The organism is Aquabacter sediminis (assembly GCF_028863665.1).
Lineage (GTDB): Bacteria > Pseudomonadota > Alphaproteobacteria > Rhizobiales > Xanthobacteraceae > L1I39.
In genome coordinates, this window is sequence record NZ_JARBFX010000005.1 from 1 (window position 1) to 13,943 (window position 13,943).

Genomic DNA, 13,943 nt, shown 5'->3' on the forward strand with positions numbered 1-13,943 from the left:
GCACGGCCGCGGCCCCGCCGGCCGCCCCGGTGCCGCTGCCCATCCGCGCGCCGCAGCCCAAGGTCACCACCGTGGCTCTCGCGCCGGCCCCGCTGCCGTCCGCACGGCCAGCGGAGATTGCGGCGGCCATCGTCACCGCCCAGGCCGTGCTGGCGCCTTTGCCCAACGCGCCATTGCCTTTGCGCCGTCCCGCCACGGCTGATGCCAGCCTCCAGGCGGCCGATCCCATCCAGACCGCCTCCATCCCGCCGCTGCCCGCCGTCATCACGCGCGGCACCGGGACGCCGGAAGGCGCGCTCTCCTTCGCGCCGTCCGGCGACATGATCGGCGGCGCGCCCAACACCATCTTGAGCCCCAACCTGCAGCCCATGCCCCAGAGGCCCCGGGAGCGGGCGCGCACGGCGGACGTGCCGTTCGGCCGGGTGTTCACGGCACCGAACTTCGCCTTCGAGCCCTATATGCGGGCGCCGGAAATGCGCGTGCTCACCGCCTTCATGAGCGCACCCAAGGATGTGGTGGCTACCGGCTTCACGGCCGATCCCACGGCGGGCCTCTCCACCAGCCGCTTCTCTGGACCGGCCATCGCGGCGATTCCGGTCTATGCCTTCGCGCCCTCCAGCGTGCGGCTGACCCAGCGCTTCCAGTAGGGGCGACATCGGCGCCCAAGTAGACCCCCCAAGCAGCCCCCCCAAGCAGACCACCGCCCAACCGGGCGGCGGTCCTTGGCTCAAGCTCCGGCCATCCCCAGGCGTGCCCCGTCGACCCGCACAAGGCGCTGCCCGGACCGAATGGGCGTGCCGATCGGGCGCGCGACATCGCCTTGGACGCCCCTAAACCGCTCAGTTCACGGGACAAACGCCGGTTAACCTTAACGGGCGATTAACCGCGCGGGCGCACGGTCTAGTCATGACCGCCGCGATTCGCCCGCTCTCCCGCCGCACCTCATGCCTGCGCCCCTGGACGGGGCCGGCGGGGGCGTCATTGATCGCGCTGGTGGTGGCGCTGGGAGCGCTCGGCCCGGTCCTGTCGCCGTGCGCCTTCGCCCAGGAGGGGACAGGTGCCGCCTGGTCCCTGGCCGACCAGGCCTATCGCGCCTTCGCGGCCGGCGACTATGGCGAGGCCACGGACAAGGTCCGCTCGGCCCTGGCGCTCCAGCCCGACGTGGTGCGATGGCGCCTTTTGCTCATCGATGCCCTCATCGCCGCCAATCGCCTCGCCGAGGCTGAGACGGAGATCCGCCGCGCGCGGGCGCTGGGCGTCACCGATCCCCGCCTCGCGGAGCGGGAAAGCGTGGTCGCCGAGCGGGAGAAGGGCGTCGAGACGCAGCCCGTCATCCCCCCGGTGCGCCAGCCTCAGCCGACCCCGCCGCCCCAAGCGGCGCAGCAAGCTGCCCCTCCGGCCGCATCCCCGCCGGCACCGGCGCAGGCCGCGCCCGCCCAACCTGTTCCCGCCCAACCCGTTCCGTCGCAGCCCGTTCCGTCGCAGCCCGTTGCGTCGCAGGTCGCGCCCGCACCCACGCGTCCCTCCCAGGCCGGGCCCGCGCCCGCGGCGCCGCCTCCGGGCCAGGGCGCCCCGGCGCAAGGGGCGGCTGCTCCGGCCGCTTCCGCCCCCCGCCCCCCGGCGCCCCCCGTTCCGCCACCGGCCGCTCCCGCTACAGCGGAACCGGCGGCCCCGTCGCCCGAACAGGTGGCCTACCAGGCCGCGGACGCGGCCTACAAAGCCTATGGCGCGAAAGATTATGCCGGGGCCGTCGCGTCCGCCCGCAAGGCGGTGGAGGTGGCGCCGCAGAATGGCAGCTATCGCGCGCTGCTGGTGACCGCCCTGTCGGCCGCCGGACGCTTCGCGGAGGCGGTGCAGGCGGCAGGGCAGGGGCTCGCCCGCGTCTCCGCCAAGGCCGAGCTGCTGCTTCTGCGGGGCTTTGCCTATCAGAAGCTCGGCCGGCAGGCGCTGGCGGCCCAGGATTTTGCCGCAGCCCTGCGCGATCCCGCCTTGCCGGCGGCGCAGGGGCGCGAGGTGCGCCTGTCGCTGGCCGATGCGGCGCTGGAAGCCAGGCAGCCGGGCGAGGCGCTCGCGGCGCTGGCCCCCCTCGCCCGCGAGCGCAGCTATGACGTGGCCGCCCGCCGCGCCTTCGCGCTCCAGGCGCTCGAACGCCACGGGGAAGCGCTGGCCGCCTTCGAACTGGGCGCCGCCACCGCCCGCACCGCCGCCGACCGCGCCACCATGCTGCGCGGGGCCATCGGCGAGATGGTGGCGCTGAACCGCAAGGAGGAGGCCCGCCAGCTGTTCCTCGCCCGGCTCGCGGCCGGCGACTTCGAGACCTTCCGGCCCCTGGACGTGGCCTATCTGGCCAACCAGGTGGGGGCGGAGAAGGAGGCGCTGGTTTTCTTTGAGAAGGCCAAGTCCTACGGCCAGCTGCGGGGTCCCTCGACGCTGGACGCGGCCTATGTGGCCAAGCGCCAGGCGGAGAACGGCCAGGCCATCGCCTTCTTCGAGCAGGCGCTGGACGAATACCGCGCCGGCACGCTCCCCTTGCCCGCCCAGACCGCCTTCGGCGTGCGGCGGGAGGTGGCGGACATGGAGCGCAGCTGGGGCGCCTATGCCTCCCTCTCCTATGGCGCGGTGGGCGTCATGCCCACCTCCATCATGGCCCCGCCGCCCGGCGTCGGTCATTCCCTGCAGGCGGGCGGCGAACTCTATTGGCGCCCCCCGGGCATCGGCTACCGGAACGGGGCGCTGTTCGAGGTGTTCGGACGGGCGTTCGAGACCCTCTATGCGGAGAATGACGGCGTCACCGGCTGGCCGTCCGTGCAGCTCAGCGCGGGCGCGCGGTGGAAGCCCTTCACCGATCAGAACCTCATCCTGGAAGTGAGCTACCTCTTTCCCGGCGGCAGCGCGGCCCGCACCGACTGGCTGTTCCGCATCGCCTATTCCACCGGCGAGGGCTCGGACCTGAGGGTCGACGTGCCCGACTGGACCTATTGGCAGGTCTATGGGGAGGGCGACTATTTCGCCCTCAACCCCGAGACCATCGGCAATTTCGAGGCGCGCTACGGCCGCTCCTACCGGCTGGACGGGATCAGCGACAAGGTGGTCTTCACGCCTTTCCTGGCCATAGGCGGGGCCTATGATTCCGTGCTCGCCACCCCCGGCGCGCTGGGGGCAGGACCGGGGGCGAACCTGCGCTTCTGGTTCCGCGAGGGCACCTATGCGGCGCCCCGCTCCTATGTGGACTTCACGCTGCAATATCGCTGGCGGCTGGCGGGCGACGACCGCGCCCAAGGCGTCTTCGCCTCCGCCTTCCTGTCCTACTGATTGAGCGCGTGGGCATAGGCGGTGCGCAGCGCCCCGGCGCCGGATGCGGGGCCGGTCATGTAGGGGTGGAGCGCGAAGGCGATGAGGTGCTGCGCGCCGCTGGCGGCGGCCAGGTCGAGCTGGGCGGACAGGCGCACGAAGTCCGCCGCGTCGGCGGAGAAGGCGCCGGGTTCCAGGGCGTCCGTGTGCTTCTGGGCGAAGAGTTCCACCACCATGTCGAAGGCACGGCCGGTGGCACGGAAATGGGCGAAGAGGGGAGCGAGGTGGCGGTAATTGGCCAGGCCGAACACGCCGACCCCGTCCTGCACCAGCGGGCGCAGGGCAAGGTCGGCCGGCACGGCCTGCCACAGGTCCACCAGCGTGTGGTCCGGCGCATTGGCGCTGTGGAAGCAGGAGATGGACATGGGGCTCGTGCCGCCGGCCAGGCGCAGGCGCGCCAGGAAGGCGATGAGGAGCGCCCGGTCCGCCGGGCGCGCCCAGCTGGCCTGGTCGAGCTCATAGGGAATATACCAGCCGGCAAAGGCAGGATGTCCGGCAAAAGGCGCCGCCTCCAGGAAGCGGGCGGCTTGCGCGGCGGCGGCCTCCAGGAAGGCGGGCCGGGGGCGCGGGCTTCGGCCTTCCAGGACCGCCCAATAGTCGGGATCATAGGGCAGCCCCACCTGGAGCCGGCAGCCGGCGGCCAGGGCGAGGTCCATGAGGCGGACGATGAGGTCGGCATCGAGCGCATAATCGGCGCCGTGGGCCGTCCATTGCAGGATGAGGGAGGGGCAGCCCAGGGCGCGCGCATCCGCCACCTTCTGCGCCCATTGGGTGCTGGACAAAGCAAGGTCGTCGCGCCAGGGCTGGATGAAGGTGCCGTCGAGCCGGCCCGCGAGGCGCCAGGGATCGCGCGCCGAGCGGGAGAGGAGGGCAAGCGTGCCGAAAGCTGCCGCCGCCAGAATGGCGCGGCGGCCGACAGGCACGGGGCTCCTTCCAGGTGTCATCTCAGGTCCATGGGGGCAGGCGCAGAGGGGCGCCGTGGGACGGGTCAAAGAGGGGGCAATTGGAAATCATGCGCATATTGTCGGTGTTCGGCACCCGCCCCGAGGCGATCAAGATGGCGCCTTTGGTCAAGTCGATCGAAGGGGAAGCTGGACTGACCTCCCTTGTCTGCGTAACCGGCCAGCACCGCGCCATGCTGGACCAGGTGCTCGGCCTGTTCCAGATCACCCCCGATTACGACCTTGATGTGATGGTCCCCAACCAGACGCTCAACGGCCTGACCGCCCGCGTGCTCTCCGCCCTCGACCCGGTGCTTGAAGAGGTGCGGCCGGACCGGGTGCTGGTGCATGGCGACACCACGACGGCGCTGGCGGCGGCGCTGTGCGCCTTCAATCGCGGCATTCCGCTGGGGCATGTGGAGGCGGGCCTGCGCACCTATGACCTCACCCAGCCCTGGCCGGAAGAGATGAACCGGCAGGTGGCGGACCGCTTGTGTGGCCTGCTGTTCGCGCCCACCCCCGCGGCGGCGGACAATCTGCGGGGCGAGCGCCTCGCCGGGACCATCCACGTCACCGGCAACACGGTCATTGATGCCCTGTTCCTGGCGCTGGCGCGGATCGATTCCGATCCCGCCCTCGCCACCGAGCTGGCCGGGCAATTCGCCTTCCTGGACGGCAGCCGGCGCTTGGTGCTGGTGACCGGCCACCGCCGCGAGAATTTCGGCCCCGGCTTCATCGCCATCTGCGAGGCGCTCTCGCGGCTGGCGGCGCGCAGCGACATCGAGATCCTCTATCCCGTCCATCTCAATCCACAGGTGCGCGAGCCGGTGCATCGCCTCTTGGGCGGGCGGGCCAATGTGCATCTCATTCCCCCGCTGGACTACCTGCCCTTCGTCTATCTCATGCGCCGCTGTCATCTGGTCTTGACCGATTCCGGCGGCGTGCAGGAGGAGGCGCCCTCCCTCGGCAAGCCGGTCCTGGTGATGCGCGACGTCACCGAGCGGCCGGAGGCGGTGGCGGCCGGCACGGTGGAACTGGTGGGGACGAACGCGGACCGCATCATCGGGGCGGTCGAGGCGCTGCTGGATAATGAAAAGCGCTACGCGGATTTCGCGCGACAGAACAACCCCTATGGCGATGGACAGGCTTGCGGGCGCATCGTATCGGCCTTGCTTGGCCGGGCCAGCGCGCCCTTTGCCGGCGGAGGGCGCGCATGAACGTGATGGGACAGCCGGCTTCAGCACGTGAAAAGGCGCAATTTGAGCCGAATTGCGATGGAATGGACGCCCGCCGCGGCACCCGGACAGGGCCGGCCCGGCGCGAGAGGCAGGACAGCACCTTGGGCAAGACAGGACCTTTCACCTTGGCCGGCCGGATGACCGGCGGCACGCGCGGCGCCATGGCCGCGCTCGCCCTTCTGGGTCTGACCGGCGCACTGGCGGCTCCGGCCGTCGCGCAATCGCAGCCGCAGCGCCCGGCCCAGGGTCCGGTGCAGCTTTCCGGTCCCGGCCAGCGGCTGGCGCAGGTTCAAGGCACCGGCCAGCCCGCCCCCGCCGCGTCCGGCCTTGTCGAGGCCATCAAGGCGCTGACCGACGGCACCGTCCAGGTGAGTGTTGCCCTGTCGGACCTCGGCATCGTCCGCCCCATCAGTCTGTCGGGCACCGATTTCCGCCGCAGCCTGTACCTGCCCGTGCCCTCCGGCATCCCGCTCAAGGACGCCGTGGTGACGCTGGACGCGCGCTATCTGCGCGGCGATGGCGGGCGCACCTCGGTGGTGGCCTCCGTGGACGGCACCGCCCAATGGGCGAGTTCTCCGACCGACCCGGAAGGCACGTTTTCAACGCCCATGCGCATTTCCGGCCAGCCGCGCGCCACCGGCTTCTTGGACCTGACGGTGTCCTGGGCCTCCATGGTGGCCGAACAGGTCTGCTTCGACGACCGGTCCATTGGCAATGTGCTGGAGGTCCAGCCCTCCACCCGCCTGACCTATTCCTATGACCGCAACGCGGTGCAGGACCTCACCACCGCCTGGACCGCGTTGCCCGCCCGCACCCGCGTGCTGGTGGCGCCCGGCACCTTGCCGAAGGAAAGCTTCGATGCGGCTTGGCGTCTGGGCACCGTGCTGGAGCGCGGGGGCAAGCGCGTCGCCTTCACCGTCCTGCCGGCGGTGGGGAGCGCGGTGGATCTGACTGGCCTTGCCATTCCCCAGCCGCTGCGGGCGATCCCTGCCTTCGCCGCGCTGGCCGGTGGAGGGCGTCATACCCTTGCGAACGCGGCGGAGCTGGGGGCCCTGCTGATGTTGGCCGGCCACGGTCCGGTGGTCGCCGATGTGGTGGTGAGCGATGCCACGCTGCGGGTCGCGCTGACGGCGGCCATGGATGCGCTGCGCACCCAGATGGCGGCGGCCGGGCCGGAGGCGCTTGCGGCCTTCGACGCCTGGCGCGCCTCCGGCTTCACGGCCGAGCGCGAGATCAGCGGGCGCAATCTGAACATTGCCATGCTGGGCGGCCGTTCGGTGATCGCGGTGGATGCCGCCGCCGCTGGAGCCGCCGCCGGGGTGCTCTCCGACACGTGGCGCCGGACGCTCCAGGTGCCGGCGGTGAAGGTGGAGGCCGCCCTCGCCCGTGCTCCGGGCGACGCCCGCGGCATTCCGCTGTCGCGCCTGGGCGGCCTGTCCGCCTCCTTCGACGTGCTTGTGCGCGGCGACTGGAGTGCCACCTTCGACATCGGCAAGGCGGTGACCGCCGGCGGCCTTCCCTCGCGCCTGGACCTGGACCTGGCGGCGGCCCCCAGCGCGGCGGCCTCCGAGCCGGTGGCCTCGGTGTTCCTGAACGACTATCTGCTGGGGGCCCGCAGCCTTGGCGGCAATGGCGGGGCGGAGCGGCTCTCGGTGGACGTGCCCTATTACGCGCTCGCCCCCGTCAATGTCCTGCGCGTCTCGTTCCAGCGCCAGCCCATGGGCGACCGCTGCCGGGAGACGCCGCAGCCTTATCCGGTGGCGGTGCTGCCCTCGAGCCGTCTCTTCTCGGACAACGTGGCCACCAGCACCGACTTCGTCGGGGTTCTGGCGCGCCTGTCCGGGCCGCTCGAGGTGATCGTGCCGCCGGCCTATCTCCAGGCGCCCCTGGAGGGCCTTCCCCGCGTGGTTTCGCTGATGGTGGCTGCCGGTGTCTCGCCTGAGCTTGGCCGGCTGATCGTGGCGCCGGAGACAGGCGCGGTGAAGCCGACGGCCAACTTCCTCGCCTTCGACGCCCCGGTGGAAGGCGCGGCGCGCAAGGTGCGCCTCGACGGCGACCGGCTCGTCCTCCTGGGCGAGGGGGAACGCACGCTGCTGGACCTGACCGGCCTTGATCGGGTTGCGGTGGTGCAGGCCATGGCGTCCGGCGAGCGCGTGGGCCTCGACTACCGGGCCGTGGGGGCGGGACCGGGTGCGGCGACCTTCCAGCTGGGCACCGGCGATGTGGCGGTGGTTTCCGACGCAGGAACGGTGGCGCAGATCAACACCACCAGCGCGGCCGAGGCCGTCGCGCAACGGCCCTGGGATTATGTGATGATGGCCTGGCGCGAGCGCGCCACCTGGGGGCCGATCGCCGCCGGGATCGCCATCGTGCTGTTTTTCGCGCTGCTGCTGGCCGCCCGCGCCATGCGCCGCCGGAACCGGACGGGTCATTGATGACCATACGGGGACACCACGCGCTCCGCCCCTTGCCTGCGACGGCGGCCCATAGGCCGTCCGCAGGACGGGGGGGCGCGCGCTGGGCCCTGGCGGGGAGGGTCCGGCCATGCTGAGCGCCGTCCTCCTTTATCCCGTCGCCTTCTATTACGCGGCGGTGGAATGGATCGCGGCCGTGGTGGCCGTGCTCATCATGATCTCCAGCCTCGATGACCTGTTCATCGACGCCTATTACTGGGTGCGGGAAATCGTCCGCGGCCTCACCATCAAGCGCGCGCCCAACTACAAGCCGCTGACGGCGGAGGGCCTGCGCGAGGCGCCGGAAAAGCCCATCGCCATCATGGTGCCCGCCTGGATGGAGGCGAATGTCATCGCGGTGATGCTCGACACCATGGTGGGCACGCTGGAGTATCGCAACTACCAGATCTTCGTCGGCACCTATCCCAATGACGAGGCCACCATCACCGAGGTGGAGCGCATGAAGCGGCGGTTCAAGCAGCTTCAGCGCGTGGAGGTGCCCCATCCCGGTCCCACCTGCAAGGCGGACTGCCTGAACTGGGTGGTGCAGGCCATCTTCCTCTACGAGCAGAAGCACGACGTGGAATTTGCCGGCGTGGTGCTGCACGACTGCGAGGACGTGATCCACCCCCTTGAGTTGCATCTCTTCAACTATCTCGTGCATCGCAAGGAGCTGGTCCAGATCCCGGTCATGTCGCTGGAGCGCGACTGGTACGAGCTGGTGGCCGGCACCTATATGGACGAGTTCGCCGAGTGGCACGCCAAGGACCTCCCCGTGCGCGAAAGCCTGTCGGGCATGGTGCCCTCGGCCGGGGTCGGCACCTGCTTTTCCCGCAAGGCGCTGCTGGCTTTGTGCGAGGAGACCAACAACCAGCCCTTCAACACCGACAGCCTGACCGAGGACTATGACATCGGCCTGCGCCTGACGCGCCGGAACATGAAGTCCATCTTCGTGCGCTTCCCCGTCCATTACCGGGTGATGCGCAAGAGCTGGTTCGGTGGTGCCGACACCCCGGTCACCATCACCATGCCCCTGTGCGTGCGTGAATTCTTCCCCGACACCTTCCGCGCCGCCTATCGCCAGAAGGCGCGCTGGACCCTGGGCATTGCGCTCCAAAGCTGGGTGCAGCTGGGCTGGCCCGGATCGTGGGCGACCAAGTACCTCTTGTTCCGGGATCGCAAGTCCATCGTCACCTCGCTGGTGTCGATCCTGGCCTATTTCGTGTTGCTGAACTTCCTCGGCTTCTTCATTGCTGCCGAGCTGGGTTATGGGCGCGATCGCTTCCCGCCCATGTTCGTCAACAACGACTTCATGATCTTTGTCCTGTTCTTCAATTTCATCGCCTTCACGCTGCGGGTGGTGCAGCGCATGTATTTCGTGGGCCTTCTTTATGGCTGGCAGCAGGGCGTGCTCTCGCTGCCGCGCATGGTGATCTCCAACGCCGTGAACTTCATGGCGGCCGCCCGCGCCTGGAAGCTGTTCCTCGGCTCGCTGCTGTTCGGCACCCGCGTGACCTGGGACAAGACCACCCACGCCTTCCCGACCACGGCGCAATTGGCCAAGCGCCGGGCGCGGCTCGGGGAATTGCTGCGCGCCTGGCAAGTGGTGGACGAGGTGAAGCTCGACGCGGCGCTGGAGCAGCAGGCCCAAACCCAATTGCCGCTCGGTCGCCTGCTGGTGGCGCAAGGCTGGCTGGACGACGACACGCTCGCCGAGGCCATCGCGGCTCAAGAAGACCTGCCGCGCGTCTTCCTCACGCAGGACAAGATCGAGGGCCACGGCCACGACCTGCCCCTCGAACTGTGCGTCCGCTATCGCTGCGTGCCCATCGGGCCGGACGCGCACGGCGTGCCGCGCGTGGCGGTGGGCGGCCCGCTGCGGGGCGACGCGGTCTCGGCGCTTGCGGCCGCCTTCGGCCAGCCCCCCATCCAGTGCGTGGCGCGCGAGAGCGAGATCGCCGCCGCCTTGCGGCTGCTCACCGGTGCCTCCGACACGTTCGACGCGCACACCGCTCCGCCCCTCCTGGGCGATGTGCTGATCGCGCTGGGGCTCGTCCAGCGCGATGCCTTTGAGGCTGCGATGGAGGACTATCACCCCGAGCGCGACGGCCGGATCGGCGAGCACCTGCTCCATCGCGGCGTGGTCACCTCGGACGCCCTGCGGCGTGGCCTGGAGGCCCAGCGGGAGCGGACGGCGGCCTGACGACCGCCGCCATGCCCGCGCGGAGCGGCCTCAGCCCGCCTTGAAGGACGCCGCCAGTGCCTCGGAATGGCGCACCAGCAGGCCGCTGTCCGACCCCACCGCCGTGAACACGCAGCCGGCCGCCATGTAGCGGCGGGCGAGCGTCGCGTCGGGGGTCAGGATGCCCGCCCGGTTGCCGGCCTTGGTGATGCGGCCGATGGCGCCCTCGATGAGCGTGACCACCGCTTCTTCCCCCTGCCGGCCGAGATAGCCGATGGAGGCGGAGAGGTCGCCGGGGCCGATGAACACCCCGTCAATGCCTTCCACCGCGCAGATCTCTTCCAGATTGTCGAGGGCGGTCTGGGTCTCCACCTGCACCAGCACGCACAATTCCTGCTCGCACTTGGCGTAATAGTCCTTCACCCGGCCGAAGCGCGAGGACCGCGCCGCCGAGGCAAAGCCCCGGATGCCCTTGGGCGGGTAGCGCGTGGCGGCCACCGCCGCGCGGGCCTCCTCCGCATTCTGCACCATGGGGATGAGGAAGGTCTGCACGCCGGCATCCAGATAGCGCTTGATGACGACCGCATCGTTCCAGGGAATGCGCACGATGGGATGGGCCGTGCCGCCATTCACCGCCTGGAGCTGGCTGTAGACATTGGCCAGCTCGTTGGGGGTGTGCTCGGTGTCGATGAGCAGCCAGTCGAAGCCGGAATTGGCCAGGATCTCGGCGGTGAAATTGGACGGGATGGAGCACCACAGCCCGATCTGCTGACGGCGGGCATGGATGGCGGCCTTGAAGGTATTGACGGGCAATTCCACGTTTCACTCCCGGTGAAAAAGGATCGGTCAGAAGATGTCCGGCTCGCCCGCGGAGGGGCCGAAGCTGGTTTCCAGGAAGTCGAAGTCGCACCCCTCGTGCGCCTGCTTGATGTGGCGGGAGAACATCCAGCCATAGCCGCGTTCATAGCGCGGCGGTGGGGGGGCGAGGGCGGCCCGGCGGCGCTCCAGCTCGGCCTCGTCCACCTGAAGGTGGATGCTGCGGGCCGCCACGTCCACCGCGATGATATCGCCCGTCTGGACCAAGGCCAGCGGCCCGCCCAGATAGGATTCGGGCGAGACATGCAGCACGCAGGCGCCATAGGAGGTGCCGCTCATGCGGGCGTCCGAGATGCGCATCATGTCCCGCACGCCCTGCTTCACCAGCTTCTTGGGGAGCGGCAGCATGCCCCATTCCGGCATGCCCGGCCCGCCCAGCGGCCCCGCATTGCGCAGCACCAGCACATGGTCGGGCGTGACGTCCAGGTTCTCGTCGTCGATGGCCGCCTTCATGGCGGGATAATCGTCGAACACCAAAGCGGGACCGGCATGCTTCAGGAGGCGGGGCTCGCAGCATCCCGGCTTGATGACGCAGCCCTCGGGCGCCAGATTCCCCTTCAGAACCGCAAGGGCGCTCTGGTCGGTGGCGGGGCGGTCGGGCGTGCGGATGACATCGTCATTATAGACCTCGGCCCCGGCAATATTCTCGCCCACGGTGCGGCCGGAGACGGTGAGGGCGTCAAGGTGCAGGTGGCCGCCGATGCGGTTCATCAGCGCCGTGAGGCCGCCCGCATAGAAGAAGTCCTCCATGAGGTAGGTGTCGCCGGTGGGCCGCACATTGGCCAAGGTGGGGACCTTGCGGCTCGCCGCCTCGAAATCGTCGAGGGTCACCGGGCAGCCGGCGCGGCGCGACATGGCCAGCACATGGATGATGGCATTGGTGGAGCAGCCCATGGCCATGGCCACCGCGATGGCATTCTCGAAGCTCGCGCGGGTGAGGATATCGGCGGGCTTCAGGTCTTCCCACACCATGTCGATGATGCGCCGGCCCGCTTCCGCCGCCATGCGCATGTGCCCCGCATCCGCCGCCGGAATGGAGGAGGCGCCCGGCATGGTGAAGCCGATGGCCTCCGCGATGGCCGTCATGGTGGAGGCCGTGCCCATGGTCATGCAATGGCCGTACGAGCGGGCGATGCCGCCCTCAATGTCTTTCCAGTCCTGGTCGGTGATGTTGCCGGCGCGGCGCTCGTCCCAGAACTTCCAGGCATCCGAGCCTGAGCCCAGCACCTTGCCCTTCCAATTGCCCCGCAGCATGGGCCCGGCGGGCACGAAGATGGCCGGCAGGCCGGCGCTGATGGCACCCATGATGAGGGCGGGCGTGGTCTTGTCGCAACCGCCCATGAGCACCACCCCATCCACCGGATGGGAGCGGATCAGCTCCTCCGTCTCCATGGCGAGGAGGTTGCGGTAGAGCATGGTGGTGGGCTTGACGAAATTCTCCGCCAGCGAGAGCGCCGGCAGCTCGATGGGAAAGCCCCCCGCCTGCAGCACCCCCTTCTTCACGTCCTCCACCCGCTCCTTGAAATGGGCATGGCAGGGATTGATGCCCGACCAGGTGTTGACGATCGCAATGGCGGGCCGGCCCACGAAGTCGGAATGGGCATAGCCCATCTGGAGAATGCGGGAACGGTGGCCGAAGCCGCGCAAATCGTCGGCGGAGAACCAGCGCGCGCTGCGCAGGGTCTGCGGTGTCTTCTTAGGCTCTGGCATGACGGGACCTGAGGGGAGGGGAGACGCCCCCGCCCGGGCCTTGGGGACCCGGGCGGGGAAAAGACCGGCTTCGGGCTTGGCCCTGCTTGGGGGCTTGGCCCGCTTGGGGCTTGGCCCGCTTGGGGCGATTCACTGCGAGGGGCTGATCTTGCCCTCGTCGATCACGCCTTTCCACATGGCCTGTTCCTTGGCCTGGAAGGCCTCGAACTCGGCCGGTGTGCTGTTGACCACCTGGAAGCCGATATCGTTGAACTTGCGGATCACGTCCGGGTCGGTGAGGGCGGCCTTGAAGGCGGCCACGAGCTTGGCCTTCACGTCGGCGGGAAGGCCCTTCGGCCCGGCGGCCGCCTGCCAGGAATAGACCTCAAGCCCGGGTACGCCGGCCTGCGTCATGGTGGGGGTGTCGGGGAAGAGCGAGGTGCGCTCTGCCGCGGTGACGGCGAGGATCTTCAGCTTGCCGGCTTTCACCTGGTTGGCCACCGAGCCCAGATTCTGGAACGACACATCCGCATGGCCGCCGATCAAATCGGTTATGGCCGGGCCGCCGCCTTTGTAGGGCACATGCAGGCCCTGGGTCTTGGTCTTCTGCCAGAACAGGGCGGCGGTGAGGTGGTCGGAGGAGCCGATGCCGGAGGATGCGAAGGTCACCTTGCCGGGATTGGACTTCATGTAGGCGATCAGCTCGGCCACCGTATTGGCCGGGAAATTGGGGTTCGCCACCAGCACATTGGGGGTGCGCACCGCCACCGTGAGGAGGTCGAACTCCTTTTGCGGATTGTAGGAGAGGTTGGGCATCAGCGCCGGATTGATGGCGAAGACGCCGATGGAGCCCACCAGCAGCGTGTAGCCGTCGGCCGGAGACTTGGCCACGTGGGTGGCCCCGGTGGCGCCGTTGGCGCCGGCCCGGTTGTCGATCACCACGGGCTGGCCGAGGGTCTCGCTCATCTTGGGCTGCATGAAGCGGGCCGTGCTGTCGGACGCGCCGCCCGCGGGGAAGGGCACGACCACGGTGACGGGCCGGTCAGGATAGCCGGCGGCCAGAACGGACGCGGTCAGGCAGGGCGAGGCGAGCGCGGCGCCCACAAGGGCCGCGCACAAGAGCTTGATCGGTGGCATTGGGGGACTCCCCTGGCGTTTCCCTGGGACGCCCTGTCTTGAGGGCGCTTGCTGCCCGTCTGAGGCGGGTCTGGCG

The 13,943-nt window shown here is 69.7% G+C and carries 8 protein-coding genes and 1 pseudogene; 5 read left to right on the forward strand and 4 right to left on the reverse strand.

The features are described 5' to 3' along the window. Both PV781_RS10915 and PV781_RS10920 read left to right on the forward strand, forming a co-directional pair. Positions 1 to 647, forward strand: a pseudogene (locus PV781_RS10915) (hypothetical protein); the annotation flags it as partial. A gap of 259 nt (positions 648 to 906) precedes the next feature. Next, entirely contained in the window at positions 907 to 3,312 is a 2,406-nt protein-coding gene (locus PV781_RS10920) for an NfrA family protein (protein ID WP_274775667.1), read from the forward strand. Here PV781_RS10920 and PV781_RS10925 read toward each other — a convergent pair. Continuing rightward, positions 3,306 to 4,274, reverse strand: a complete 969-nt coding sequence (locus PV781_RS10925) for a DUF4434 domain-containing protein (RefSeq protein ID WP_274775668.1) — start codon at positions 4,272 to 4,274, stop codon at positions 3,306 to 3,308. The two genes, PV781_RS10920 and PV781_RS10925, sit on opposite strands and share 7 nt — an antisense overlap. Before the next feature lie 89 nt (positions 4,275 to 4,363). Between PV781_RS10925 and wecB the strand changes: the two genes are divergently transcribed. From wecB to PV781_RS10940, 3 genes are all read left to right on the forward strand, one after another. Then, positions 4,364 to 5,509, forward strand: a complete 1,146-nt coding sequence (gene wecB, locus PV781_RS10930) for a non-hydrolyzing UDP-N-acetylglucosamine 2-epimerase (RefSeq protein ID WP_274775669.1) — start codon at positions 4,364 to 4,366, stop codon at positions 5,507 to 5,509. Positions 5,510 to 5,631: 122 nt separating this feature from the next. Further along, the gene (locus tag PV781_RS10935) at positions 5,632 to 7,965 is read left to right on the forward strand and encodes a hypothetical protein (protein ID WP_274775670.1); all 2,334 of its coding nucleotides are present in this window, start codon (positions 5,632 to 5,634) and stop codon (positions 7,963 to 7,965) included. A gap of 109 nt (positions 7,966 to 8,074) precedes the next feature. Next, positions 8,075 to 10,186: a glycosyl transferase family protein gene (locus tag PV781_RS10940; protein WP_274775671.1), complete on the forward strand. Its 2,112-nt coding sequence runs from the start codon at positions 8,075 to 8,077 to the stop codon at positions 10,184 to 10,186. A 30-nt stretch (positions 10,187 to 10,216) separates the two neighbouring features. Here PV781_RS10940 and PV781_RS10945 read toward each other — a convergent pair whose 3' ends face one another. From PV781_RS10945 to PV781_RS10955, 3 genes are all read right to left on the reverse strand, one after another. Then, on the reverse strand, positions 10,217 to 10,984 hold the full coding sequence (locus PV781_RS10945) for an HpcH/HpaI aldolase/citrate lyase family protein (RefSeq protein WP_274775672.1): 768 nt from the start codon (positions 10,982 to 10,984) through the stop codon (positions 10,217 to 10,219). 27 nt (positions 10,985 to 11,011) lie between these two features. Beyond that, positions 11,012 to 12,751, reverse strand: a complete 1,740-nt coding sequence (gene araD, locus PV781_RS10950; RefSeq protein WP_274775673.1) for an L-arabinonate dehydratase — start codon at positions 12,749 to 12,751, stop codon at positions 11,012 to 11,014. A gap of 129 nt (positions 12,752 to 12,880) precedes the next feature. After that, positions 12,881 to 13,867, reverse strand: a complete 987-nt coding sequence (locus PV781_RS10955) for a Bug family tripartite tricarboxylate transporter substrate binding protein (RefSeq protein WP_274775674.1) — start codon at positions 13,865 to 13,867, stop codon at positions 12,881 to 12,883. Positions 13,868 to 13,943 lie beyond the last annotated feature (76 nt).

Coding starts and splice junctions, on each gene's coding strand:
- wecB (WP_274775669.1), top strand. CDS start 4,364: ATGCGCATATTGTCGGTGTTCGGCACCCGCCCCGAGGCGATCAAGATG.
- PV781_RS10955 (WP_274775674.1), bottom strand. CDS start 13,867: ATGCCACCGATCAAGCTCTTGTGCGCGGCCCTTGTGGGCGCCGCGCTC.
- araD (WP_274775673.1), bottom strand. CDS start 12,751: ATGCCAGAGCCTAAGAAGACACCGCAGACCCTGCGCAGCGCGCGCTGG.
- PV781_RS10920 (WP_274775667.1), top strand. CDS start 907: ATGACCGCCGCGATTCGCCCGCTCTCCCGCCGCACCTCATGCCTGCGC.
- PV781_RS10940 (WP_274775671.1), top strand. CDS start 8,075: ATGCTGAGCGCCGTCCTCCTTTATCCCGTCGCCTTCTATTACGCGGCG.